Annotated in this window: 25 protein-coding genes and 1 tRNA gene; 9 read left to right on the plus strand and 17 right to left on the minus strand. The window is 66.6% G+C overall.

Features of this window, described 5'->3' with window-relative positions; translation table 11 throughout:
* Positions 1-18 precede the first annotated feature (18 nt).
* The 4 genes from NO978_RS16385 to NO978_RS16400 all read left to right on the plus strand — a co-directional run bounded on the left by NO978_RS16385 (position 19) and on the right by NO978_RS16400 (position 2,575).
* A tRNA-Leu gene (locus NO978_RS16385) sits at positions 19-116 on the plus strand.
* A gap of 236 nt (positions 117-352) precedes the next feature.
* A complete protein-coding gene (locus NO978_RS16390; protein ID WP_257300635.1) occupies positions 353-856 on the plus strand; it encodes a type IV pilin in 504 nt (167 codons plus the stop codon).
* A 64-nt stretch (positions 857-920) separates the two neighbouring features.
* Positions 921-1,733, plus strand: a complete 813-nt coding sequence (dacZ, locus tag NO978_RS16395) for a diadenylate cyclase DacZ (protein ID WP_257300636.1) — start codon at positions 921-923, stop codon at positions 1,731-1,733.
* 74 nt (positions 1,734-1,807) lie between these two features.
* Positions 1,808-2,575, plus strand: coding sequence for a mechanosensitive ion channel family protein (locus NO978_RS16400; protein ID WP_257300724.1), 768 nt, complete (start codon positions 1,808-1,810; stop codon positions 2,573-2,575).
* Positions 2,576-2,601: 26 nt separating this feature from the next.
* On the opposite strand, the gene NO978_RS16405 is transcribed toward NO978_RS16400, so the two are convergent.
* The 4 genes from NO978_RS16405 to NO978_RS16420 form a co-directional block, all read right to left on the minus strand.
* A complete protein-coding gene (locus tag NO978_RS16405) occupies positions 2,602-3,123 on the minus strand; it encodes a DapH/DapD/GlmU-related protein (protein WP_303647355.1) in 522 nt (173 codons plus the stop codon).
* Positions 3,124-3,400: 277 nt separating this feature from the next.
* On the minus strand, positions 3,401-4,570 hold the full coding sequence (locus NO978_RS16410) for a hypothetical protein (RefSeq protein WP_257300638.1): 1,170 nt from the start codon (positions 4,568-4,570) through the stop codon (positions 3,401-3,403).
* A 336-nt stretch (positions 4,571-4,906) separates the two neighbouring features.
* Positions 4,907-6,235, minus strand: a complete 1,329-nt coding sequence (gene purD / locus NO978_RS16415; RefSeq protein ID WP_257300639.1) for a phosphoribosylamine--glycine ligase — start codon at positions 6,233-6,235, stop codon at positions 4,907-4,909.
* Between the two features lie 117 nt (positions 6,236-6,352).
* Positions 6,353-6,556 carry a hypothetical protein gene (locus NO978_RS16420; RefSeq protein ID WP_257300640.1) on the minus strand — a complete coding sequence of 68 codons (204 nt, stop codon included), beginning with the start codon at positions 6,554-6,556 and terminating at the stop codon, positions 6,353-6,355.
* A gap of 84 nt (positions 6,557-6,640) precedes the next feature.
* Between NO978_RS16420 and NO978_RS16425 the strand changes: the two genes are divergently transcribed.
* The gene (locus NO978_RS16425; RefSeq protein WP_257300641.1) at positions 6,641-8,761 is read left to right on the plus strand and encodes a thioredoxin domain-containing protein; all 2,121 of its coding nucleotides are present in this window, start codon (positions 6,641-6,643) and stop codon (positions 8,759-8,761) included.
* Here NO978_RS16425 and NO978_RS16430 read toward each other — a convergent pair.
* Positions 8,758-9,144: a thioredoxin family protein gene (locus NO978_RS16430; RefSeq protein WP_257300642.1), complete on the minus strand. Its 387-nt coding sequence runs from the start codon at positions 9,142-9,144 to the stop codon at positions 8,758-8,760. The two genes, NO978_RS16425 and NO978_RS16430, sit on opposite strands and share 4 nt — an antisense overlap.
* Before the next feature lie 128 nt (positions 9,145-9,272).
* Between NO978_RS16430 and NO978_RS16435 the strand changes: the two genes are divergently transcribed.
* The gene (locus tag NO978_RS16435; protein WP_257300643.1) at positions 9,273-10,247 is read left to right on the plus strand and encodes a PLP-dependent cysteine synthase family protein; all 975 of its coding nucleotides are present in this window, start codon (positions 9,273-9,275) and stop codon (positions 10,245-10,247) included.
* Positions 10,248-10,250: 3 nt separating this feature from the next.
* Here the strand turns inward: NO978_RS16435 and NO978_RS16440 are convergent, their stop codons facing one another.
* From NO978_RS16440 to cyaB, 6 genes are all read right to left on the minus strand, one after another.
* Entirely contained in the window at positions 10,251-11,150 is a 900-nt protein-coding gene (locus tag NO978_RS16440) for a hypothetical protein (RefSeq protein WP_257300644.1), read from the minus strand.
* Positions 11,151-11,318: 168 nt separating this feature from the next.
* Positions 11,319-12,191, minus strand: a complete 873-nt coding sequence (locus NO978_RS16445) for an alpha/beta fold hydrolase (protein ID WP_257300645.1) — start codon at positions 12,189-12,191, stop codon at positions 11,319-11,321.
* Positions 12,188-12,658 carry a DUF5804 family protein gene (locus tag NO978_RS16450; RefSeq protein ID WP_257300646.1) on the minus strand — a complete coding sequence of 157 codons (471 nt, stop codon included), beginning with the start codon at positions 12,656-12,658 and terminating at the stop codon, positions 12,188-12,190. Before NO978_RS16450 ends, NO978_RS16445 begins: the two co-directional genes overlap by 4 nt.
* A gap of 50 nt (positions 12,659-12,708) precedes the next feature.
* Positions 12,709-13,887, minus strand: a complete 1,179-nt coding sequence (locus NO978_RS16455; protein ID WP_257300647.1) for a tRNA sulfurtransferase — start codon at positions 13,885-13,887, stop codon at positions 12,709-12,711.
* Positions 13,888-13,957: 70 nt separating this feature from the next.
* Positions 13,958-15,178 carry a methionine adenosyltransferase gene (locus tag NO978_RS16460; RefSeq protein ID WP_257300648.1) on the minus strand — a complete coding sequence of 407 codons (1,221 nt, stop codon included), beginning with the start codon at positions 15,176-15,178 and terminating at the stop codon, positions 13,958-13,960.
* Positions 15,179-15,258: 80 nt separating this feature from the next.
* On the minus strand, positions 15,259-15,837 hold the full coding sequence (gene cyaB / locus NO978_RS16465) for a class IV adenylate cyclase (protein ID WP_257300649.1): 579 nt from the start codon (positions 15,835-15,837) through the stop codon (positions 15,259-15,261).
* Positions 15,838-15,942: 105 nt separating this feature from the next.
* Between cyaB and NO978_RS16470 the strand changes: the two genes are divergently transcribed.
* Both NO978_RS16470 and NO978_RS16475 read left to right on the plus strand, forming a co-directional pair.
* Positions 15,943-16,893, plus strand: a complete 951-nt coding sequence (locus NO978_RS16470) for a peptidylprolyl isomerase (protein WP_257300650.1) — start codon at positions 15,943-15,945, stop codon at positions 16,891-16,893.
* A gap of 41 nt (positions 16,894-16,934) precedes the next feature.
* Positions 16,935-17,108 carry a hypothetical protein gene (locus NO978_RS16475; RefSeq protein WP_257300651.1) on the plus strand — a complete coding sequence of 58 codons (174 nt, stop codon included), beginning with the start codon at positions 16,935-16,937 and terminating at the stop codon, positions 17,106-17,108.
* A gap of 10 nt (positions 17,109-17,118) precedes the next feature.
* Here the strand turns inward: NO978_RS16475 and NO978_RS16480 are convergent, their stop codons facing one another.
* The 3 genes from NO978_RS16480 to NO978_RS16490 all read right to left on the minus strand — a co-directional run bounded on the left by NO978_RS16480 (position 17,119) and on the right by NO978_RS16490 (position 19,751).
* The gene (locus NO978_RS16480; RefSeq protein WP_257300652.1) at positions 17,119-18,351 is read right to left on the minus strand and encodes a digeranylgeranylglycerophospholipid reductase; all 1,233 of its coding nucleotides are present in this window, start codon (positions 18,349-18,351) and stop codon (positions 17,119-17,121) included.
* Between the two features lie 123 nt (positions 18,352-18,474).
* Complete coding sequence (locus NO978_RS16485) at positions 18,475-19,101, minus strand: transcriptional regulator (RefSeq protein WP_257300653.1); 627 nt, start codon at positions 19,099-19,101, stop codon at positions 18,475-18,477.
* Positions 19,102-19,127: 26 nt separating this feature from the next.
* Positions 19,128-19,751, minus strand: a complete 624-nt coding sequence (locus NO978_RS16490) for a P-loop NTPase (protein ID WP_257300654.1) — start codon at positions 19,749-19,751, stop codon at positions 19,128-19,130.
* A gap of 76 nt (positions 19,752-19,827) precedes the next feature.
* Here NO978_RS16490 and NO978_RS16495 point away from each other — a divergent pair, with 76 nt between their 5' ends.
* Positions 19,828-20,508, plus strand: a complete 681-nt coding sequence (locus NO978_RS16495; RefSeq protein WP_257300655.1) for a 2,5-diamino-6-(ribosylamino)-4(3H)-pyrimidinone 5'-phosphate reductase — start codon at positions 19,828-19,830, stop codon at positions 20,506-20,508.
* 130 nt (positions 20,509-20,638) lie between these two features.
* On the opposite strand, the gene NO978_RS16500 is transcribed toward NO978_RS16495, so the two are convergent.
* From NO978_RS16500 to grxC, 3 genes are read right to left on the minus strand one after another with little or no spacing between them, the layout of a single operon-like run.
* Entirely contained in the window at positions 20,639-20,926 is a 288-nt protein-coding gene (locus NO978_RS16500; protein WP_257300656.1) for a hypothetical protein, read from the minus strand.
* A 38-nt stretch (positions 20,927-20,964) separates the two neighbouring features.
* A complete protein-coding gene (locus NO978_RS16505) occupies positions 20,965-22,446 on the minus strand; it encodes an ATP-binding protein (RefSeq protein WP_257300657.1) in 1,482 nt (493 codons plus the stop codon).
* A gap of 55 nt (positions 22,447-22,501) precedes the next feature.
* Entirely contained in the window at positions 22,502-23,863 is a 1,362-nt protein-coding gene (gene grxC / locus NO978_RS16510) for a glutaredoxin 3 (RefSeq protein WP_257300658.1), read from the minus strand.
* Positions 23,864-23,896: the final 33 nt, after the last annotated feature.

Genomic DNA, 23,896 nt, shown 5'->3' on the forward strand with positions numbered 1-23,896 from the left:
CGACTCCAGTGGTTTCAGGCGCGCGCCACCGTGACCGCCAAAGCGGGCAGTTAAAAGGCAAAGCGCTTAGGACGCTGTCCCGAAGGGGTCCGCCGGTTCAAATCCGGTCCCGCGCATGAGCGAACGCAGTGAGCGAAGAGCAGGACCGGATTCTGAACCAGGGAGCGAACGAAGTGAGCGACCGTGGTTCAAATCCGGTCCGCGGGTTCTGCCGAATCACCACGGTATTTTCACCGATTCTACATTTTCAGAAATCAAATCCACCAGACGTGTCTTAATATTCAAAAGAGGTATCGGATAAAATACGCACGCGGCCAGCAGGTATTAATACACCAATTGCTATGTCCCGCATATGAGAGGGCAACGAGGTGTATCGTCCGTGGTGGCGACGGTGCTCCTCATCGCGGTGGTGCTGGTGATTGCAGTGGCGGCGGGGAACTTCGCGCTGCAGTTCGCGGACAGCACGCAGGAGCCGGCACCACAGGTCCACGCGTCGATGACGCCCATCGAGGCGTCGAACGGCTACCTGAACGTCACGAAGAACGGTGGGGACGAGCTGCGGGTGTCGGAGCTCGAAATCCAGATTCGGAACGTGAGCGGCGGCGGGACGGTTCGGCTGGTGAATCTCCCGGCGACCGGCGGCTCGCTGAACGGCACGACTCTGGAAGGCGATTCGGGTATGGTCACCAACGCGAGCGGTGTCATCGTGAGCCCCGACGGGAACGTCGAGTGGACTGCTGGGGACGAAATCGGCGTCGAGCTGCCGGACGTCGACGCCGGCGACAGGCTCGTCGTCCGAATCATCCACCCCGAGACGGACAGCATCGTCTGGGAGGCGACCGTGACGGTATCGTAGACGTTCTCGGAGCGTCGTGCCGGCCCCGCAAACCTTTTTCATACCCGCTTTGTTGTTTTTTCCAATGGCGAACATGGCAGCGTTGTTCGGAGAAATATTGTCGGATGTCGATACCGTAGTGCTCTTCTCCCCGAGTGGATCTTACTACGAGCGGTTCTCGGAGGCGGAGGACCTCGACGTCCTCGTGGTAGGGACCGAGAACGCCGTCGGTGCGGAGACGTTCGTCGAACTGCCGCTCGAGTTCGAGGAGATCGCCCAGCGAGTGCACTTCGGTCTGGAGGGCGCGCTCGAAGCAGGCTACATCGACGACGGTGACGTGTTGCTCTGTGCGACGAGCGTGTTCGATGGGAGCATCGACACCGTGTCACGGGTGCGCGCCGACGGGTCGAATCAGTCCGGCGTCTACGACCTGTTCTCGAGTTCGCGTGCGGAGCCAGCCGTCATCAAGAACGTGCTGGAGCTGGCGGTCGAGCTCGGCAAGAAAGGCCAGAAGGGCAAGCCAGTCGGCGCCCTGTTCGTCGTCGGCGACGCCGGGAAGGTCATGAACAAGTCCCGGCCGCTGTCGTACAACCCGTTCGAGAAGTCCCACGTCCACGTCGGCGACCCCATCGTGAACGTGATGCTGAAGGAGTTCTCCCGGCTGGACGGCGCGTTCGTCATCTCCGACTCGGGGAAGATCGTCTCGGCGTACCGCTACCTGGAGCCGTCGGCCGAGGGCGTGGACATCCCGAAGGGCCTGGGCGCACGCCACATGGCGGCCGGGGCCGTCACCCGGGACACGAACGCGACAGCCATCGTGCTCTCTGAGAGTGACGGGCTGGTACGGGCGTTCAAGAACGGCGAGTTGCTGCTGGAGATCGACCCGGAGGACTACTGAGGATGTCCGTGCTCGGCGGGTTGCTGTGGCTCTCACAGCAGACGACGGCAGCGAGGAACCAACCCGAGACGGAGATGCCGACGTGGGAGGCGCTCATCAACGAGCCCTTCGTCAGGGCGGCAGTCGTCCTCTTTCTGGGCATCGCCCTCGGCATCGTCGTGGGGAAGCTGAACCGTCGGCTGCTGCGGGCCGCGGGTGTGCCGGAGATGGTCGAGGGGACGCCGTTCGAGAGCAGCGCCCGTAGTCTCGGGACTTCGACGGTCGACATCGTCGCCCGACTGAGTGCGTGGTTCATCTACGGTATCGCGGCGCTGGCGGCGGTCCACGTGGCGGAGATCGTCCGCACGGGCCAGTTCTGGCTCGGCGTCGTCCGCTTCATCCCGGACGTGTTCGTGGCCGCACTCGTTCTCATCGTCGGCTTCGTCGTCGCTGACAAGGCCGAACTCGTCGTCTCCGAGCGCCTGCGGGGTATCAAGCTCCCGGAGGTGAACCTGCTCCCCCGCGTCGTGAAGTACAGCGTCATCTACGTCGCCTTCCTCGTCGCGCTGGCCCAGGTCGGCGTGGACATGCTCGCGCTGCTCGTGCTGTTTGCGGGCTACCTGTTCGGGCTCATCTTCCTCGGTGGGCTGGCGTTCCGCGACCTGCTTCGCTCGAGCGCGGCGGGTGTCTACCTGCTGCTCAATCAGCCGTACGGCATCGGCGATCAGATAGAGATCGACGGCCACGAGGGCGTCGTACAGGAGGTCGACCTGTTCATCACGCAAATCGAGTCCGACGGCCGCGAGTATATCGTTCCGAACCACCGCGTGTTCAAGACCGGCGTCGTCCGGGTACGGGAGTAGGTCGGTTCGTCCCGTGTCGTCAGTGCTCAGTCGTCGGCCAGCTCCTCTCTCGACATCGGCTGGGCGGGGACGCCGGCGACGGTCTCGCCGGCTGCCACGTCCTCGGTGACGAGCGAGTTCGCGGCCACCTGTGCACCCTCGCCGATTTCGACGCCGGGGAGGACGATGGCACCCGCGCCGATCATCGCCCTGTCGCCGAGGACCACGTCGCCGACGCGGTACTCCTCCTGCAGGAACTCGTGACACAGCAGCGTCGCGTCGTAGCCTACGATGACGTGGTCCCCGAGCGTGATGTGCTCCGGCCAGAACACGTCCGGCGTCGCCTCCAGCCCCCAGGAGACGCCCTCGCCGACCGTGATGCCGAGCCGACGCATCAGCCAGTTCTTCAGCCGCAGGCTCGGCGAGACGCGGATAAGCCAGATGAGGACGTAGTTGAACGCGACGCGTAACGGCGACTTCGCGTCCGGCCAGTGCTGGAGGGAGTTCCGTGGCCCGGTCGTCGGGTGTTGCGTGACGCGCTCGCGCCGTGGTTCCTCGCTCACGTCCAGCCGTTGGAGGGCACCGTTCTTGAAACTGCCCCGTTCTGTCGGTGTACCCGGGCGGACGGTCGACCGGCTGTGGAGACTGCAAGAGTCGGGACTCGTCCTCGCGGTTTACGAGAGATCGGCTCTATTGAAGTTCTCAACAGATCCGTAACTACAGGGTAGAGCGATGAACGAAGCTTTGTGCAATATGGCGCTCGGGTTCGAAAGAACAAAACGACTGACTGAAACTCCGCAGAGAATGATAAATACGATTGTGAGAGAGGGCCGCCGGGGAGCTTCGTCAGAAGGAGATATCCTTCTCGAAGAGGACGAAGTCACCATCTCGAAGATTAACGAATGCGAAGTCTTCGAGAGCCGTTGAGTCGCTCGGCATCTCGTTCCTCCCGACTACCAGACTGTTGTCCTCCGAGAAACTCAGATAGAGGGTATCACCGGCGGTGACTGATTCACTGAGTGTGGTCGTATCGAAGCGCCCTGAGGAGAGTTGTACGCGGATTCCGGTTGGGACTTCGCCATTCTCCAATTCCAGCACGATCGCCTTCGCGTCATCCGACACGCTAGCCGTGAATTGGACTCCGTTCTCCTGTGCTGTCCCAGCCCACGAGGGTTCTTCTACGGTAGTCTTTCCGACCATCTCAACGACAGCCGTCATTTGTTGTTGCACGGTGCGCGTGTCTCTTTCGACGGTCATCTCGTAGGAGAATCCGCTGAGATACCCTGCCTCGGTGACTGAGATCGTCGCTTCGAACTCAGAGAGTTCATCTCCGAATACGACTCGTAGAAGATCTTGTTCGTTAGCAATTCCGGTGGACTCGTACACGACTGCCGGTTCACCAGCAGCAGTCTCCACGACAGTGGTCGCATCACTCCACTGACTTCCAGCGAGGAGTCGTTGAATCAATCGAAGTCGGAGAACTGCTTGCGGGTCCGGCGCTTGATTATCAATCCGGTATCGCTGCTCAAATCCGGTATCCATCTCGACATAGCCAGCATCCTCACCGGACGGTGACCAGAGGCTCTCGGTCAATTTGCCCGCCTCTTTGACCTGAGAAACACCGTTTGGGCCATATCTGTTGGTGAGTGACACAGATGAGGCGTGGCCGTCGCGGTCAGTCGCCTGGTCGATAGAGACTGTAGCTGATTCCCCCTCGACGATCGCCGACCGGTGTGTCTGAAAGAGTTCACTCGCCCTGATTCCGTCCCGACTGGCACCAGCAGGATACGAGAAATTCTCGACAGTCGTAGGTTCTTCAGTTTGCGTCTCTGTCGCTGTCTCAGTAGCAGTGTCCGTCGTCGTCTCCGTAGCAGTACGTGTTGTCGTCTCCGTGGGCGCGTCAGTTGGTGTTTCCGTATCTGCCCCTTCCTGACCGGAACACCCGGCAATAAGAGTGCTTACTGCAACAGTACTTCCCAGAAATAACCGTCTCGTCGTCTTGGCTTTATCCGACATGCTCCACTTGAGGTCAATAACATGCTCACTTAAGTGGCTATAGAATCAGTTCTGGTGACATTTGCTGGAAGGGGGCTGTCGTACTCATAGATATGACCGGCAAGATTGGAGAACGGTGAATCGCTTGAAACAGACGACACCTGTTCTGTTGACCTATTCGCATCAACTATCTAACGGCTGTATCTCCCGATATTGTATCTGAATAGTACGGTTTCAACAGAGCAGAGAGATCTAAATCCCCGCGGTCACGGTGCCTCGTCAACCAGTCCAGAGCGAGCGCCCGGGCGCGACGTGGAGTGCCCAGACAACCAGACGCTCCGGAACGTGGCCGTGACGCTACTCCGTGAGCCGCTCGACGTGGTCGATGCGGCTCTGGACGAGCTCCTCGGTGCCGATATCGTGGCGGACGTGGAAGCCCTCCTCGCCGGCGACGGCGATGGCGTCCTCGGCGATGGCCTCGGCCTCGCCGATGGTGTCGGCGACACCGACGACGGCGAACGAGCGCGAGGTCGTGGTGTAGAGCCCGTCGTCGCCCTCGTCGACGGAGGCGTAGAAGAGGAACGCGTCGCCGTCGTGCTCGGCCGCGGCTGCGGCCGCGCTCTCCTCGTCGACCTCGATGCGCGTGCCGTCCTGTGGGTCGGTCGGGTAGCCCTCCGGGACGGCGTACTTGCAGACGGTCGCACGCGACTGGAACTCGAGTTCGGGCATGCGCGAGCCACCGTCGCGGGCGCCGACGAGTACCTCGTAGAAGTCGGTGTCCAGGATGGGGAGGACGTTCATGGCCTCGGGGTCGCCGAAGCGGGCGTTGAACTCGACGACCTTCACGCCCTCCGAGGTGAGCATGAACTGGCCGTACAGCACGCCGCGGTAGTCGTCGAGGGCCTCGACGGTCGCCTCCAGGACCTGCAGCGCCTCGAAGCTGTGCAGCTCGCTCATGAACGGGAGCTGGAACGTCGCGTCGGTGTAGCTCCCCATGCCGCCCGTGTTCGGCCCCTCGTCGCCCTCGTAGGCGCGCTTGTGGTCCTGCACGGCGGGCGTGATGAGCACGTCGTCGCCGGCTACGAGCGCCTGCACGGTGAACTCCTCGCCGACGAGACGCTCCTCGAGCACGACCTTCTCGTGGTCGGACTCGCGGAGGTAGGTCTTCGCTTCTGCTTTCGTGATCTGGTCACCGGTGACGCGGACGCCCTTCCCGCCGGTCAGCCCCGCGGGCTTGACCGCGAGGTCGCCGTCGTACTCGTCGATGTAGCCGCAGGCCAGCTCCATGTCGGTGAAGATGGCGTAGTCCGGACAGCCGGGGATGTCGTTGGCCTCCATGAACTCCCGCTGGAACGACTTGTCCGTCTCGATGCGAGCATCGGCCTGCCGCGGGCCGAACGCGTAGATGCCCGCCTCCTCCAGTGCGTCGACGACGCCCTCGGCGAGGGGCTTCTCGGGCCCGATGACCGCGAGCGTCGCGTCGACGGACTCGGCGTAGTCGACGACGGCGTCGGTGTCGCTCGTGTCGAGCGTCTCGAAGCCGTCGGTGAGCGCGGCGATACCGGGGTTCCGGTTGCCGGCGCAGGCGTAGAAATCGAACTCGTCGCGTTCCTCGGAGCGGTCGAGTGCGTACGCGATGGCGTGTTCGCGGCCGCCACCGCCGACCAGGAGCACGGTCTCTGTCATAGATGGAGTCGGTACGCAAGGGAGTGTAATGGTTTCGGTTCTGCCGGTTGGAAGTATGCACGGGAGTGGATACTCACGTGGGCCTCTGACTACCCGGACAGCCTCGACTGCCCTCACCTACCAGGCCGATAGCCCCGCTCCGAGCGCAACGCCGACTCCCATCCCGATTCCGATACCGAGAGGGATGTTGTCCATCGCGACTCCGAGCGCGGCGCCGAGTCCCGCGCCGAGGGCGATGCCGACGCCCATCATCGGCCCGTCGATATCCCCGCCGTTGGCTCCCTCCTCGTCGGCTTCACCCGCGTTGGCCTCGTCCCTCATGACCTCTCGTTCTCGGAGGACCGCGAAATACGCTCCGCTCACGGAGTCGGACGGTTTTACCCGTCACCGACCCAAGGATGTCGCATGAGCGATCCCACAGCCCGGAACCGGCTCGACGAGGAGGCGTCGCCGTACCTGCGCCAGCACGCGGACAACCCCGTCAACTGGCAGCCCTGGGACGAGGCCGCGCTCGATGCCGCGGAAGAGCGCGACGTCCCCATCTTCCTCTCGGTCGGCTACTCGGCGTGTCACTGGTGTCACGTCATGGAGGAGGAGAGTTTCGAGGACGGTGAAGTCGCCGAGGTGTTGAACCGCGACTTCGTCCCCATCAAGGTCGACCGCGAGGAGCGTCCGGACCTCGACTCCATCTATCAGACCGTCTCGCAACTGGTCTCCGGCCGCGGCGGCTGGCCGCTCTCCGTCTGGCTCACGCCGGAGGGCAAACCGTTCTACGTCGGCACCTACTTCCCCCGGGAGTCGCAGCGGAACATGCCCGGGTTCCTGAACCTCCTCGGGAACATCGCGAACTCGTGGTCGAACCCGGAGGACCGCCGGGAGATGGAGAACCGGGCCGAGCAGTGGACCCGCGCCGCGAAGGACCAGCTGGAGGAGGTGCCCTCGGCGGGCGAGGACGCCCCTGACGAGGGCGTACTGACCGACGCCGCCGACGCCGTTCTCAGAGCTGTCGACGGCGAGCACGGCGGCTTCGGCACCGGCCAGAAGTTCCCCCAGGAGGCGCGGCTGCACCTGCTGCTCCGAGCGTACGACGCCACGGGGCGGGACAGCTACCTCGACGCCGCCGCCCAGACGCTCGACGCGATGGCCGACGGCGGGCTGTACGACCACCTCGGCGGCGGCTTTCACCGCTACTGTACCGACCGCGACTGGACCGTGCCGCACTTCGAGAAGATGCTGTACGACAACGCGGAGCTGCCCCGGATCTTCCTCGCTGGCTACCAGCTCACCGGCGAAGAGCGCTACCGGACCGTCACCGAGGGGACCCTCGAATTCGTCGAGCGGGAACTCACGCACCCGGACGGCGGCTTCTTCTCGACGCTGGACGCCCGTTCACCCGACGAGGACGGTGAGCACGTCGAAGGTGCGTTCTACGTCTGGACACCCGCGGCTGTCCACGAAGTGCTCGACGGTGAGGACGCCGACCTGTTCTGCGACCGTTACGGCGTCACCGAGTCGGGCAACTTCGAGCACGGGCAGACCGTGCTGACCATCGACCGCGAGATCGCGGACCTGGCCGACGAGTACGACCTCGACGCAGCGGCCGTCGAGGACCGCCTCGACGACGCCCGCGAGACGCTGTTCGAGGCCCGCGCCAACCGCCCCCGTCCCCGGCGCGACGAGAAGGTGCTCGCTGGCTGGAACGGGCTGATGGCCTCTTCGTTCGCCGAGGCCGCACTCGTCCTCGACCCGGAGTACGCCGACGCGGCTGAGAGGGCGCTCGGGTTCGTCCGGGAGCACCTCTGGGACGCCGACTCCAGCACCCTCTCGCGGCGCTTCAAGGATGGTGATGTGAAAGGTGACGCGTTCCTGGAGGACTACGCCTTCCTCGCCCGCGGCGCGTTCGACACGTACCAGGGGACGGGCGACCCGGACCACCTCGGCTTCGCGCTCGACCTCGCCCGCGTCGTCGTTCGGGACTTCTGGGACCCCGACGAGGGAACGGTGTTCTTCACGCCGCAGGACGGCGAGGAGCTGGTCGCGCGCCCACAGGAGCTCCGCGACCAGTCCACCCCGTCGAGTCTCGGCGTCGCGCTCGACGTGCTCCTGTCGCTCGACGGCTTCGCACCCGACGAGGCGTTCGCCGACGTGGTGGAGTCCACGCTCGCGACCCACGGCACGCGCGTCGAGACCAGCCCGCTGGAGTACCCCTCACTCGCGCTCGTCGCGGACCGGTGGAGCGCCGGCGACGCGGAGCTGACGGTCGCGGCAGACGACCGCCCACTGCCCGAGGGATGGCGCGAGACCCTCGCCGGGACGTACCTCCCGCGGCGACTCCTGGCGCCGCGCCCACCGACCGACGACGAGCTTGCAGGCTGGCTGGACGACCTCGAACTCGCCGAGGCACCGCCCGTCTGGGCCGACCGCGAGGCCCGCGACGGCGAGCCGACGCTGTACGCCTGCCGTGGCTTCGCCTGCTCGTCGCCGACGCACGACTTCGAAGAAGCGCTCGACTGGTTCGAGAACTAGCGTTCGTCCGCGAGCTGTTCCGCCAGCCAGACCGCGATGGGGCGGTCCTCCTCCTCGACGAATCGAGCCAGCTCGGTACCCGTCTCGCGGTCCTCGACGACGACCGTCGGGATGTACTCGATGCCGTACTCGGAGACGCCGGGGCCGACCTTCCCCCCGTCCTCGCGTTCGACCGGATAGTGCTCTACCTCCTGGACCTCGGCCGCGTCGAGTGCCGCGCCGAAGTCCGGCAGCTGGCTCCGACAGTCCTTGCACCAGTCGCCGCCCCAGACTTTGACGACGATGCGGTCCGCGAGCGCCTCCCAGACCGCGAGGGTGTCCTCGTAGGCGTCGGGCGCCCACGCGGGGTTCGGCCGCATCGTCTCGAGTTCTGCCTCGCTCATACCCCGGCCTACCCAGCCGACGGGGAAAACGCTCCCGCTCCTCGCATGGGTTGCCGACGGTTCGCAGTCCCCGGCCACATCTGCCGCCGCCGGCCGCCCCTTAGTCGTCCGGCCCGTACGGGTCGGCGATGAAACGGAGTATACTGGACGCCATCGGCTCGCCGCTGGTGCAGGTGACCTCGCCGCCGGGTGCGACGGTCGCCGCCAAGGTCGAGTCGTTCAACCCCGGCGGCTCCGCCAAGGACCGACCGGCCCGGGAGATGGTCCTCGACGCCGAGCGACGCGGGGAGATCGAGCCCGGCGACAGCCTCGTCGAGCCGACGAGCGGGAACACGGGCATCGGCATCGCGATGGTCGGGGCGGCGCGTGGCTACGACGTGACCATCGTCATGCCGGCGGGGATGTCCGAGGAGCGAAAGGGCATCCTCCGAGCGTACGGGGCCGACATCGAACTGGTCGACGGTGGCATGGTCGACGCCCGGGACCGCGCGGACCAGATAGAAGCGGAAACGGGTGCGTTCCAGGTCCGGCAGTTCGAGAACCCCGCCAACCCCCGGGCGCACTACCGGACGACCGCCGAGGAGATACTGGAGCAGGTCGACGGCCGCGAGATAGACGCACTCGTCGCGGGCATCGGCACCGGCGGCACCATCACCGGCAACGCCCGCCGGCTGAAAGAGGAGTTCCCCGACATGCGCGTCGTGGGTGTCGAGCCCGAGGACAACGCCGTGCTGACGACGGGCGAAGCCGGCGACGACGAGTTCCAGGGCATGGGCCCGGGCTTCGTCAGCGACAACCTCGACCGCGACCTCATCGACGAGGTCCGCACCGTGAACTTCGAAGCGGCCGAGGCGGAGTGCCGCCGGCTCGCCCGCGAGGAGGGCATCTTCGTCGGCCAGTCCTCCGGTGCGTCCTGTCTGAAGGCGCGCGAGGTCGCCGCCGAGATAGCGGAGCCGAGCGCGGACTGCCCGGCGTCCGGCCGCGATGCCGTCGTGCCCGGCGGCGTCGAGACCGACGGCGGCGACTACACGGACTGCCCGCTCGTCGTCACCGTGTTCTGGGACTCCGGCGAGCGGTACATGTCCGCCGGGACGTTCGACTGAGGCTCAGTCGAGCGGTTCGTGGTACGTGAAATCGTACTCGTCCGCGACCTGCCGGAGCCCCTCGGGAAACTCGCCGTTGTCGACGAGGTTGTTCCAGTTCACGGACGCTGCCGACGAGCCGGAGATCACGACGGTACCGGACGGTTCGAGCACCAGGTCGCCGACCGAATCGCGACCGAGCATCTGATGTGTCCGGACGGTCGTGCGGCCAACCTCGTACTGGCTCGTGTAGAGCGCCTGGAGGAACGCCGCGTTGGCCCACGCGAGATGCTCCTCCGTCGCTGCTTCGTTGTCCCCGATTATCGGGACGTCCTCCCAGTGCTCGTGAATCCACGCGAACTCGACCTGGTACGCCGCGTCGTTGCTCTCGACTGTCGGTTGCCCGTTCCAGTCGACGAACATCGGCCAGGGTCCGAGGAGCCCGGTCCGGTCCGACAGCAGTTCGTGAGCCGCCGAGCTCGTCAGGGCCGGCCCCCGCGGTGCCAGTTCGTACCTGAACTCCGTCGATGCGATCTCCTCGCCCTCGGCAGAGACCAGTGACACCGAGATGGTCTGTGACGTACCTACCGTGGTTTCGAGCTCTATCGTCGGCGAATGGGTTTCACCGGCCGGGATGGTACTGGACTCCACCCGACCGTTCTCGTACTCTACGACGATGCGATAGTCGACGTTCGCTTCCACCCTCTCTATCGATATTTCTCCACCGCTGCCACGCTGGTCCGAGACTCGAATCGAGCCATCGGGTTCGGCGTCCTGGACGAACGCCGGGTCGTCGTCACCGTTCCCACCGCCAGCTGACTCCGACTCGTCGTCCGCGGTCAGACAGCCCGCGAGGAGCAGCCCGACACCGACGCCGACGGTCCGACGGTCGACGAGGACGCTGCCGTGGTTTTGCCCGCCCATGTTAAGTGATAACATCAAACATGGATAAATTTCTTTTTCGAGCCGGGATTTCCAGTTCTGGCTGAATTTTCTCTCCGCAAACAGAACCGCGAGATAGCAGTCGAGACTCATCTCGAATGTGGCGACGCACCCGGAGAGACCTCGACACTGGCGATTGCCGGTGAGGCTTCAGTCGTCCTGTTCGACCGCCGGCGGCATCCGCTCCCGGAGAAACCTCAGCAACGTCGCGTCGAACCTGTCGGGATGCTCCCGCGTCGGCCAGTGGCCGCAGTCCTCGAAGACGACCAGCTCGGAGTCCGGAATCCCCTCGTGGGCCCGACGCGCCCACGCGACGGGGAACAGCGGGTCGGACTCGCCGTGTACCAGCAGCGTCGGCACCGCGACCTCGCCGAGCCGGTCGGCGTAGTTGGTCCGTGCGCGGCCGTCAGGGGTGATCTCGTTGCGCTGGAAGTCGGTGAACGCCCGCCCCGCCCCGCGCTGGCTGGCGCGCTCGTTGACCGCGTCGACGAACGCCTCGTCGAGCATCGAGGGGTCGTGGACGACGTTCGCGAGGCCGGTCACCGTGGCGGCGCGCGAGCTCCCGAGCATCGACCAGCCAGTCGCGTTCGCGCCGGGAACGTTGGCCAGTGCGTACAGCATCGGACCGCCGGGGACCCGCGCGCCGAGCCCGTAGCTGTCGACGAGCCCCAGCGCCCGGACGCGGTCGGGGTGGTCGAGGGTGTAGCCGAGCGCGACGGCCCCGCCCATGGAGATGCCGACGAGGGCGAACTCGTCGAGCCCCACCGAGTCGACGAACCCCGCGAACACCTCGCGGTAGGTGTCGATGGAGTGGTCGTCGACGGGGTCGCTGTCGCCGTAGTCCGGCCAGTCCGGGGCGTACACCTGATAGTCCTCGGCGAGCGTCTCGACGGTGTGTCGCCAGGAGAGGTCGGCGTCGTCGATGCCCGCACCGTGGAGGAGGACGACGTTCGGTCCGTCGGTGCCCGCGCGCCGGTAGTGGATGCGGAGCCCGTCGACGCGGGCGATGCCGTGGCCCGTCATCCGGCGAACTCCTCCTCGCTGACGCGGACGACCATCGTCTCGGAGACGTCGGGCCGGAGGTCGTAGGTCGGTAGCTCGCCGTCGACCCGCTGGGCGAACAGCGGTTCGACCGGCTTCGGCGGCCCGTCCTCGGGTTCGAGCAGGCCGTACAGCTTGCAGAACTGGTCGGTCTTCCCGGGCGCGACGGCGTCGTTGCGGACCTCTGTGGCGAGCCCACGGGAGAGCCACTCCTCGTCGTCGACGCTCGGTTCGCGCACGAGCACCTCGTCCACGAACCGGACGATGTACCAGTCGAGGTCGTTCAACAGGGAGACGGCGGCACCGAGGCTCACGGTGCGGAGCGCGATGGCGTTCTCGTAGGGCTCCCAGAGGTCGTAGGTCGACAGGGCCTCGCGCGAGGTCTCGCGCGAGAGCAGCTCGTACCGGAGGACCACGTCGGACGAGCCGATGAGACAGACGTCAGTCACTGCAGGCCCGTTCGTACCCAGTAGGTATGTGGATTTCGCTCGGTCCGGTGTCAGAACGACAGTCGCCCGGCCCGCTCGACGGCCGTCCGGGCGCGTTCGCGCAGGTCGTCGGGCTCCGCTCGCGCGATGGTCTCCGCCGACCCGTGTGTCTCGGGCTGATCGGGGACGACACGGTTACAGCCCGCCGGCACGGTCGAGTCGACGAACGTGTCGATGGCGCGGGCCTGCGAGACGATGTCGTGTTTGTCCCACGAGAACAGCGGCCGGTGGACGGGCAGGTCGATGGCCTGCGAGGTGACGGCCATGTTCTGGGCGGTCTGACTCGACTTCTGGCCGAGCGCCTCGCCCGTGAGGACGCCGACCGCACCCGTCTCCTCGGCGACGGCCTCGCCCACCATCAGCAGGAACCGGCGGAACGCGAGCATCCGGCCGGTCTCCATCGTGTCCACGAGGTCGGCGACGACGTCACCCGCCGGAACCCGCCAGAGGTCGAACGACTCGTCCGGGACCCTCGCGGAGAGCGTCCGGACGGTCTCGACGGCGCGAGCCTCGTGGTCCGCCCCGCCGTACTCGCCGAGTTCGACGTAGACCGGCACGACGGGACTCCCTCGGCGCATCGCCTCGTACGCCGCGACGGGCGAGTCGATGCCGCCGCTGACGAGCGCGACGAGAGGCTCCTGCGTGCCGTGAGGCAGGCCACCGGGGCCGTCGTACCGGTCGCAGAAGACGAACGCCTCGTCCTCGCGGAGGTCGGCCTCGAAGACGACGTCGGGGTCGTCGAGGTCGACCACGGGGTCGAACTCGTCCTCGACGGCCTCCCAGATCGCCTGCCCGCCCGAGCGCTCCAGGTCCTCGCTGGTGTAAGGCAACGTCTTGTCCGCCCGGTTGACGCTGACCGCGAACGTTCCGTCGGTGTAGACGGCACGGCCAGCCGCCGCGAGGGCATCCTCGACGGCGCCGCGGTCCGACGGCACCGTCACTGCGGGGCTGGTCGAGACGACACCGAAGGCACGGGCGGTAGTCTCGGCGGCCCGGTCGGCCTCGCCACCCACGCCCCGAACGATGGGCCGGGACCAGTGCCGGTCTACCTCGGCCGCGATGCCGTCGGCCGCGAGCAGCGACTCGACGTGGTCCAGCAGCCGGTGCTCCATGCGTCGCTTGACCCGGGTGCTCTTGACGTTCAGGTCGCCGTGTCTGACGAGGACGGCGTCGGCACCGGGGGGATGCATGGTCGGCGATAGCCAGTCGACGTATAAACCGCCGTCGGAGCGCGACGGCTGGCCCGAACGGCGCCCGGGTTCAGAAGGTCGTCAGCTCGCCGTCGATGACGCGACGGGTGATCTCGGTCACGTCGGCCAGTTCGCGGTCGACGATGTCGTTCACCTCGTCCTCGATGTCGGCCACCGCGACGCCGTCTTCGGTGACGACGTGTGCGTCGGCGACGTGGGGCTGGTCGATGGGACGGCCGATCTGGGAGAGCAGGCGGATTCGCAGGTCGCGGATGCCGTCGACCTCGCGCACGACGGACTCGGCGATCTCCGTCGAGAGCAGGTTGTATATCTTCCCGATGTGGTTCACGGGGTTCTTGCCGGAGGTCGCCTCCATCGACATCGACCGGTTGGGCGTGATGAGGCCGTTCGCGCGGTTGCCGCGGCCGACCGAGCCGTCGTCACCCTGCTCGGCGGACGTGCCGGTCGTGGTGAGGTAGATCGCGCCCTCGTCGTAGTCGTCGGCCGTGTTGACGTGGACGTCGACCGTCCGGTCCGTTATCTCGGTGGCGACGTCGGTGACGAACTCGCGGACGCCCTCGACCTCGTCGATGTAGTCGTCCATCCCCTCGACGTAGCTGTCGACGATGGCGGCGGCGACCGTGATCTCGACGCGGTCACCTTCGCGCTTGCCCATGATCTTGATGTCCTGGCCGACGGCAGGGTTGTCCGCGGCGTAGGGGCCGTTGAGCCGCCGTTCGGCCTCGTGGACGATGCGCTCGGTCTCGGTCAGCGGGGCGTGGCCGACGCCGAAGGACGTGTCGTTGGCCATGGGGATCGTCGCACCCTCCTCGGAGAAGACCTCCTGCAGGTCGCCCGACCCCTCGCCGAGCTTCACGTCGACGACGATGTCGGTGCCGAACTCCAGTTCGGGGAAGTGCTCGCCGAGGTAGTCCCGTGCGGCACGCAGGGCGACCGTCTCCGTCGGGATGTTGTACTCGGTGCCGTCCTCGTCGACGTAGTGCTTCGTTGCCCGACCGACGATGAGGAGATAGATCGGCTCGATGACCTCGCCGCCGCCGAAGGCAGGGGCCGCAGAACCGGCGACGAGCTGGGTTTCGTCGGTGTTGTAGTGGAGGACCTTGCCGACGCGGTCGAGGTAGGTGCGCGCGAGCGCCTGTGAGACGCTCTCGGCGATACCGTCGCAGATGGAGTCGGGGTGTCCGAGCCCCTTTCGCTCCACGATCTCGACCTCTTGGTCCTCGACCGCGGACCGGTCGATGGGTTCCACGCGAATATTGCGCTCTGTCATTGGTCCGAGTTGAACTGGCCCGGTTCTATAACTTGCGAAACGAATCACCGCCGGAGAAATGCGTTGCAGTTATCTTCTTGTCAGGCGTCGAGCAACAGCCCGAGGTACGAGGTCCGGATGCCGTCGGCGGCGTCGAGGCCGAGGGCATCGAGCACCCCGAACGCGCCCTCTCGGGCCGCCTCGATGTCGTCCGCCTCGACCTCTGTCTCGACCTCGACGAACTCGCCGAGTCCGTCGACCTCGTCGAGCGTGACGGTGTAGCCCGAGAGCGCGAACCGACGGCGACGCTTCCGGACCGTCGCCGCCGGCTCGAACCCCAGCCCGTCGAGGATACCTTCCATCGCGCCCCGGTCGGCGACGGCAGTCTCGAACTCCTCGCGGGTCTTCGAGCTGTCGTCCACGAGCGGCCCCTTGTACGTCACCATCGTCGTGCCTTCGTCCAGAGACCAGTCGAAGCCGGCCTCGCGGCCCTCGGCTTCGTCCAGCGACACCTCCTGTCTGATGCGTAGCGCCTCGTCCGTCGCCGCGAAGTCCCGGTGCGGTGCGTCGTAGTAGACGTCGGTCTGGCCGACGGCGTCGACCGGTTCGGCGTCTTGCTCGTCGAGCCGCCGCCGCACTGCGTCGTGACCGGCGCGGACCTTCAGTTCGACTTCGTACATGTCCCGCACCTCGCTCACGAGGGACAAAAGCCCTCCCGACTCCACACCAGCGACTGGCGGGTCCAAAACGTGGTTCTTAAATGCCGCGTGGGAGACGTTCATTGTATGACCGATGACCAAGAGGCCGAGACGGCCGACAACGAGGAGACCGAGGAGGAAGTGACCGGACTGCAGGACGGCGACTTCGTCAAGCTCGACTACACCGCCCGCACCGTCGAGAGCGAGCGCCTCGTCGACACGACAGACCCCGAGGTCGCCGAGGAGGAGGGCATCGAGGAGGAGGAGGACCGCGAGTTCGAACCGCGCGTCATCGTCCTCGGCGAGGGCCACATGTTCGATCAGGTCGAGGAGGAGCTCCGCGGCAAGGAAGTCGGCGACGCCGGCAGCGTCGTCATCCCCGCGGTCGACGCCTTCGGCGAGTACGACGACGAGGAGGTCCGCACGGTCAGCGTCGAGAAGCTCCCCGAGGACTCCCGACGCCCCGGTTCGCAGGTCCAGGTCGACGGCGACCAGGGCTTCGTCAACGCCGTCATCGGCGGCCGCGCCCGCGTCGACTTCAACCACCCACTCGCGGGTGACGACATCGAGTACGACTACGAGATCGCCGGCCTCGTCGACGACCGCGTCGAGAAGGCACAGGGCCTGATGGAGATGATGTTCGACGTCGAGCTCGACATGTGGTTCGAGACCGACGAGGTCGAAGAGGAGGTCCAGGTCGAGTCCGACGACGACGACGAGGACGCCGAGCCCGAATTCGAGACCCAGACCGTCGAGAAGGAGACGCTGTACATCGAGGCCGACCCGCAGCTGCAGATGAACCAGCAGTGGATGTTCGGCAAGCAGCAGGTCGCACAACAGCTCATGCAGCATCTCGACATCGACCGTGTCATCGTTCAGGAGACCATCTCCGGCGGCATGGGCGGCATGATGGGTGGCATGGGCGGCATGATGGGCGGCATGGGCGGCGGTGGCGGCGCCGAGGCGGCCGACATCGAGGAAGCACTCGAGGAGGCCGACATCGACGCCGACGACATCGAAGCCGACCTCGACGAGTAACTCGCACCCGACCGAGAAACCGAGGACGGACGACTTTTGCGGTGCCGTCTCTCCATCGGACAATCAACGAGGAGCGCCGGGAGCGCGTCGTCGAGTTCGTCGCGACGCACTACGAAGACACCGAGCACGTGGACCGCCGCCTCGACCTGAGCAGCGGGCTCGCGAAGTACGAGACGGGAACCGTGGAGAAGGGAAGCGCGGGTTCGAGGGCGTAATGCGGTGCTCCTACCGGTCGTACCAGTCGCGGAGGGTGTCGATCACCAGCTTCGCGTCGCCGAGCTGGAGCATCTTCGCGAGTTCGAGCTTGTTCCCTTGATTCACCTCGGTGAGGTCCTCCGGGGACATCCGCGAGAGGTCGTCCATCAGGTGGTCGTAGCGCTCGTTCGAAGCGCGGTACAGCAGCTCGGTCATGAACAGCCGGGTCTTGACTTTCGGGGCGACCCGGTCGTGCCAGAGCTGGTCGTAGATCGCCATCTCGGAGGCGCCGGTGTCGCGGTCGCTGTGGGTCAGCACGCGGTCAGCGACCGCCGCAGCGGCCCGCCCGGAGCGCATACACTTGTCGATGCCCTCACCCCAGAGCGGGTCGACCGTCGGGACGGTGTCGCCGATGGCCATGAAGCTGTCCGTGCTCATCGAACCGGGCAGCTGGATGTGTGCGGAGCCGCGGTGTTGTTCGCCCTCGATGCGGGTCGCGTTCTGGAGGCGTGGGTCCTTGTCCTGCCAGTACGAGAGGTAGTCGTCGATGCTGAAGCCCTCCTTGGCGTTCTCACGGTGTGCGTCGCTCTGGATGTAGCAGACGCCGACCTTCGCGGTGTCGCCGCCGGTGTGGAAGATCCACGAGTAGCCACCGGGCGCGAGGTCGTGGTCGAGTCTGAGCATCATCGCGTCGGTGAGGTCGGCGTAGCCGCCCGCGTTCACGTCGACGCCCTCCATCTCGAACTCGACGCCGATGGCCTGACGCCCGCGTTTGAGGTCCACCACATCCAGCGCCTTCGCGAGCGGCGCGCTCGGACCCGTGGCGTCGATGATGACCTCCCCGTACAGTTCCTCGTCGCCGTTGTAGCGGACCCCCACCGGCTCGCCGCCCTCGACGATGGGCTTCGAGACGCGGGCGTCGAAGATGTACTCCGCCCCGTCGTCTCGGGAGTCCTCGACGAGCCAGCGCTTGTAGTCGGCGAACTCGAGGACCGCCCCCGGCTGATGTCGCGCGTAGTAGTGGTTCGGCGACTCCAGCACCACCTCGTCGGTGAAGTTCATCACGACCTCGTCCGGGATGTTGAAGTCGGACATCGTCGACGGGAACGTTCCCGCGGTCGACTTGTTGCTCCGGCTCGGGAACTCCTCCTCTCCCTCCGTCTCGAGCACGACAACGTCGTACCCCCGTGCGGCGAGGTCCCGGGCGGCCTGGCCACCAGCGGGCCCGGCACCGGCGATGACCGCGTCGTATGTTTCAGTCATGGTAGAGTAGACAGCGTCGCAGTGTTCGATGAACGCCGTTACCCCTACATTCGAATCCGGAGTGTAATTCTTTCTGATTCGTGTTCGTCCCGGTGAACAGTTCGAAGGTCCGAAAAGAGCGCCCTACGCGATGTCGCGGCTGGTGTCGATGGCGACCTCGTCCGCGAGCTCCAGTTTGACCGTCTCGACGAGTGCAGTCCCGCCGCGGAACTTCGGTACGGAGAGGCGGTTCTCCAGCTCCGCGCCGCGGACCTGGGTCTCCAGTGCGAACACCACGTCGGCCATGTGCTTCGTCGTGTCCCGGTTCGTCGGGATGTGGTGGCCGTCGAGGCAGTGCATGAACGCGATGGAGCCGGTGTTGACCATGTGTGTCTGGAGTTCGTTCATGAAGCTCCGGTAGCGGTTCCGGTCACCGCGCTCTAACACGTCGGCGGTGTCGATGACGAGGTTCGCACCCTCCGGGAGCGCGCGGATGAGCCGGTTGGCCTGGTCGAGCGGCTCGGAGCCCGAGATGTCACGCACCGTCGGCGAACCGACCGGCGCGTTGGTGTTCTCGATAGCGTCGCGGACGGCCTGGTCGGACCGCTCGGTCGTGAGGTAGAGCGTCCCGCGTGCGGCGGTCAGTTCGTAGAGCAGGAGTTCGGACTGGCTCGCCGGAGACGCGGTGAACGCGACGATGGACCCCGGGGGGAGCCCACCGTTCAACTTCCGGTCCAGAACGTCGATTCCAGTCTCTAACCGGCCAGCCATGTACGTCAACCGTTAACCGGCCCTGCCTAAATAACTGTTTGCCTCCGGAGACGTTCGGCGACACCGTCGTAGGCCCGCCAGACAGCCGGATCCGAGAGGGGGTCGGTCGCGGCCGGGACCGTACCGAGTACAGACGTTCTCAGGAGGCGTTCGACGCCGTCGGGGCGCTTGCAGGTGCCGACGAGGACGACCCCAGCGACGGTCACGCCGAGTTGTCGGGCGATGGCGGCGGTCTTGGCCGCGTCACGGAGCGCCTGGGACGTGCCGTCCGCCACGAGGAGCACGTGGTCGACCACGCGGAGCGGGGCGACCGCGTCCGGCCCTGCACCGGCGGGCGTGTCGACGACAGTGGGTCGGTCCCGCAGGCGAGCGAGCGCCGACGAGACACTGGCCCCGTCGTCCACACGGGGAGCCGCGACGACCCGCACGCCGGGGATCGTCGCGACGGGCTGTTCGGGGACCCCGTCGCCGTCGAGCACCGCAGCGAGCGACGGGTCACGGTCACAGCCGGCGAGCGCGTGGAGGTCCGGCATCTCGCGGTCGGTGTCCACCGCCCGGACCGGGCGGCCGTCGCGGGCGAGCGCCCCCGCCAGCCCGAGCGTCGTCGTCGTCTTCCCTACGCCACCCTTGCCGCCGGCGACTGCGAGCATGACCGCTCTGGTCCCGGCATCGCACTTGAACCAGGGGACCGAAACCAGTTTGCCGCCGCCCGCCGTGGCTCCGGGCGTGTACGTCCACGTAAACGCCGCGACGAGCGCGGACGGCAAGCTCGCATCCCGCGACCGCAGTCAGCTCCGCATCAGCGGCCCCGAGGACTTCGAGCGCGTCGACGCCATCAGAGCCGACAGCGACGCCGTCGCGGTCGGCGTCGGCACCGTGCTAGCCGACGACCCATCGCTGACGGTCAAGGACGACGCCCGCATCGCCGACCGCGAGACGGACGGGCGGACGCCGCACCCGGCACGGGTGGTCTTCGACTCACGGGGACGAACCCCGGCCGAGGCCGTCGTCCTCGACGACGCGGCCACGACCTACGTGCTCGTCGCCGAGGCCACGCCCGAGGACCGACGCGAGGCCCTCGGGGCGGCCGGTGCGGAGGTCGTCGTCGCTGGACGGGAACGGGTGGACCCCGCCGCCGGACTGGACGCACTCGGGGACCGCGGCGTCGACCGGCTGCTGGTCGAGGGAGGCGGCGAGCTCATCGCCTCCCTGTTCGAGGCCGGACTGGTCGACGAACTCACCGTCTACGTCGGCGCGATGGTCGTCGGGGGCCGCGACGCGCCGACGCTCGCCGACGGCGACGGCTTCGTGGCGAACTTCCCCGAGCTGTCCCTCGAGGGCGTCGAGGAAGTCGACGACGGCGTCCTGCTGCGGTGGTCCGTCGAAGGGCGGTCCGACGAGTCCTGACCGCCGCGCCGCCGTCGGCGAGTGCGTGCGCGGTTCGACGAGAGGGCGGTCGATGGTGCCGTGGCTGGTGGCGGTAGCGTCGGCCCCGAAAACGTGTGGAACCTGTCGGTCTCGAGCGGGTGAGGCCGGCTCAGTGCTGGTGGCCGGTCGCCTCGCCGAACGTGACGCCGAAGCGCTCCTCGAACAGCGCCATCGTCTCCGACTCGACGTCGTCGATCTCCGGAACGTCACCCTCGCCGTGGTGTGCGAAGTGGTGCGCTCGGGAGGCGAACGAGAGCAGTGTGATGTCCGCGACTACCTCGGCGGGCGACTGGCCCTGCTCGGCGAGCATGTCGATGAGGTCTGCGGGCAGCTCGACCTCGTCCTCGTCGTCTTCGGATTCGATGGCGAACGTGATTGTCTCGACGTCGTCTGACATAGTTCCGGATTCGTTGGCACGCATAAACCTCTGTGGATTCAATGCTCGGAGACGGTCCGACGGGGCCCGTGGCGCACGTCCGCACCGTCGAAGACGAACCGTACGCCACCCGCCTCGCTCTCCGCCACCGACACCGTCCACCCGTGGCCCTCGGCGACCGTCTCGACGATGGCCAGCCCGAAGCCGGTGCCGTCGTCGCTGGTCGTGAACCCCCGGTCGAACACTGACTCACGTTCGTCCTCGGGGATTCCGGGCCCGTCGTCCGACACTGCGAACCCGTCCGTGGTCGGCTCGACGGCCACCGTGACGTCCTCGTGGCCGTGGTCGATGCTGTTGCGGAACAGGTTCTCGAACACCGTCTGGAGCCGCTCCGGGTCAGCGATGACGACGGCGTCGTCGTCGACGACCAGCGTGGCGTCCGCCGTCGGTAGCGACCGCCAGGCCCGCGTGGCCGTCTCGACGAGCGACACGGGCTCCGGGTCGCCGACCGCCTCGCCCTCACGGGCCAGCGTCAGAACCTCGCTGATGAGCCGGTCCATCCGTTCGACGGCCTGGTCGACCTCGTCGAGGTACGCCGTGTCACCCGTCTCGCGGGCGAGTTCGACGTTGCCGGAGATTATCGACAGCGGGCCCCGGAGGTCGTGGCTGACGACGCCCGTGAACTGGTCGAGCCGCTCGTTCCGTCGCTCCAGCTCCCGGTGCTTGCTCGCGCGGTCCAGCGCGACGCCGACGTTCCGGGCGAGCAGCGTGAGAAGCTCCACGGTCTCCTCGCTGAGCCCTCCGGCGTGCGGGACCGACGTGCCGAGAAGTCCGTACTCGCCGACGGGAACGAGGAGCGCCGACGAGAGCGGCAGGTCCGGGAACGCACGATTCGGATGTGACGAGTAGTCCTCTACGACCGTCCGTTCGCCGGACTCGAAGGTCTCCATCTCGAGGGTGTCCGGCGGTACCGGCGTGAATTCGAGGTCCTCGTACCCAGAGAGCACGCGTGACGCGTCGCTGCCGGCGACGGGGTCGAGGTGGTCGCTGTCGTCCGTTTCGAGCCAGAGCGTGACGAACGGCTGGTCGAAGACGCTCTGTGCGACATCGATGGCGGTCTTCGCGATGACGTTCGTCCGTTCGGTAGCGAACAGGTCCTGGGTAGCCTCGTTCAACGCCGCAAGGCGGTCCTCGTGCGAGCACAATCTGTCGCCCTCGCGGACGATGACGACCGTCTCGCCCGACGTGGAGCGAACGAAGGTCAGCTCGTACTCCCGCTCCTCACCGCCGTCGGCGTCGAACTCGCGGACGGTCCCGAACCAGCGCCCGCTGCGTTCGACCGCTGTCAGCCCGTCGGTGACGCAGTCGTCGTGACTCGACGGGAGACACGCGTCCCAGTGCTCGTCGAGTAGCTCGGCCGGTTCGTCGTAGCCGTAGAGAGCCGCGTACTCGCCGTTCGCGAAGACGTGCCGTCCGCCCTCGTCGAACACGGCGACCCCGACTCTGGTCGACGACCGGGCCCCGGCCCCGCAGGCGTCCATTCTGATTGATGGATTCGACGGAGCATAATAAAACCGCTAGGGGACCATTCAGGGTTCAGTCGTCGGCTTTGGCGGCTGTCTCTGCCGTCGCGTCCACCACGGTCGCGTGGTCCTCGAGGTAATCGTCCGCGTCCAGCGCAGCCTTACAGCCCATGCCGGCAGCGGTGACAGCCTGCTGGTAGTGGTAGTCGACGACGTCGCCCGCACCGAAGATACCCTCGACGCCGGTCTCGGTCTGGCCGCCGCCGAAGCCGCCGGCGGTCTTGAGATAGCCCTCTTCGTCCATCTCGACGCCGGTACCCTCGAGGTAGTCCGTGTTCGGCGTGTGGCCGATAGCGTAGAACACCGCACCGACGTCCTTCGCGTACTCCGTCGTGTCCGGGTCGTTGAGCTTGTCCGTCGGGTGCCCCTCGGGGTTCTCGACGAGCGTCACGTGGTCCACTCCGTCCGCCTGCGAACCGTGGATCTCGGTGAGCTCGGTGTTCCAGAGGACCTCGATGTCGCCCTGCTCGGCCTTGTCCATCACACGGTCGATCCAGACGTCCTCGGCGCGGAACTCGTCGCGCCGGTGGGCGATGTAGACGGTGTCGGCGAACTTGGTGAGGAAGTTCGCCTCCTCCATCGCGGCGTCGCCGCCGCCGACGACGAGCATGTCCTCGCCACGGAAGAACGCGCCGTCGCAGGTCGCACACGTCGAGAGCCCGTAGCCCATCAGCTCGTCCTCGCCGGGGACGCCCAGCGTGCGAGCGGACGCGCCGGAGGCCGCGATGACCGCGTCGGCGGTGTAGACGTCGCCGTCGGTGAGCTCGACGCGGAACGGCCGCGAGGAGCCGTCGATGTCCGCGATGATGCCGTTCCGGGTGTCGGCACCGAACTTCTTGGCCTGCTCTTTCATGTTGTTGATGAGGTCGGGACCGGAGATCCCCTCGGGGAAGCCGGGGTAGTTCTCCACGTCCGTCGTCAGCGTGAGCTGGCCACCCGGTTCGTCGCCCTCGACGAGGAGCGGCTCGTTGTTCGAGCGCGCCGCGTAGATGGCCGCCGAGAGGCCGGCGATGCCGGTGCCGGCGATGAGCAGCGTGCGGTGTTCGACGGTCTCCTCGGCGTCGTCACAGACGTCAGAGACCGGCTCGTCACCGTCGGTTCCCTCCTCCGCAAGCCCGAGCAGCTCGTCGAGTTCGCCCTGCTCCTCCAGTTCGCACGTGTCGTCCCAGCCGCCGACGAGCTGGTCGTCGATGAACACCTCGGGCGCGGTCTTGCGCCCCTCCGCACGCTCGACCATCTCGTCGAACAGCGCCTCGTCGCCGGTCACGTTGTACTCCACGTAGTCGACGCCCTTCTCGTCGAAGAGGTCCTTCGCCTTCTCGCAGTACGGGCAGTTCTCCTTCGTGTATATCTCCACGTGCGGCGTCTCTGTCATGCCCAGATATAGCCCTCGTAGGTGTTTTATATT

The sequence above is a fragment of the Haloarchaeobius sp. FL176 genome (genome assembly GCF_024609245.1).
Classification (GTDB): domain Archaea; phylum Halobacteriota; class Halobacteria; order Halobacteriales; family Natrialbaceae; genus Haloarchaeobius.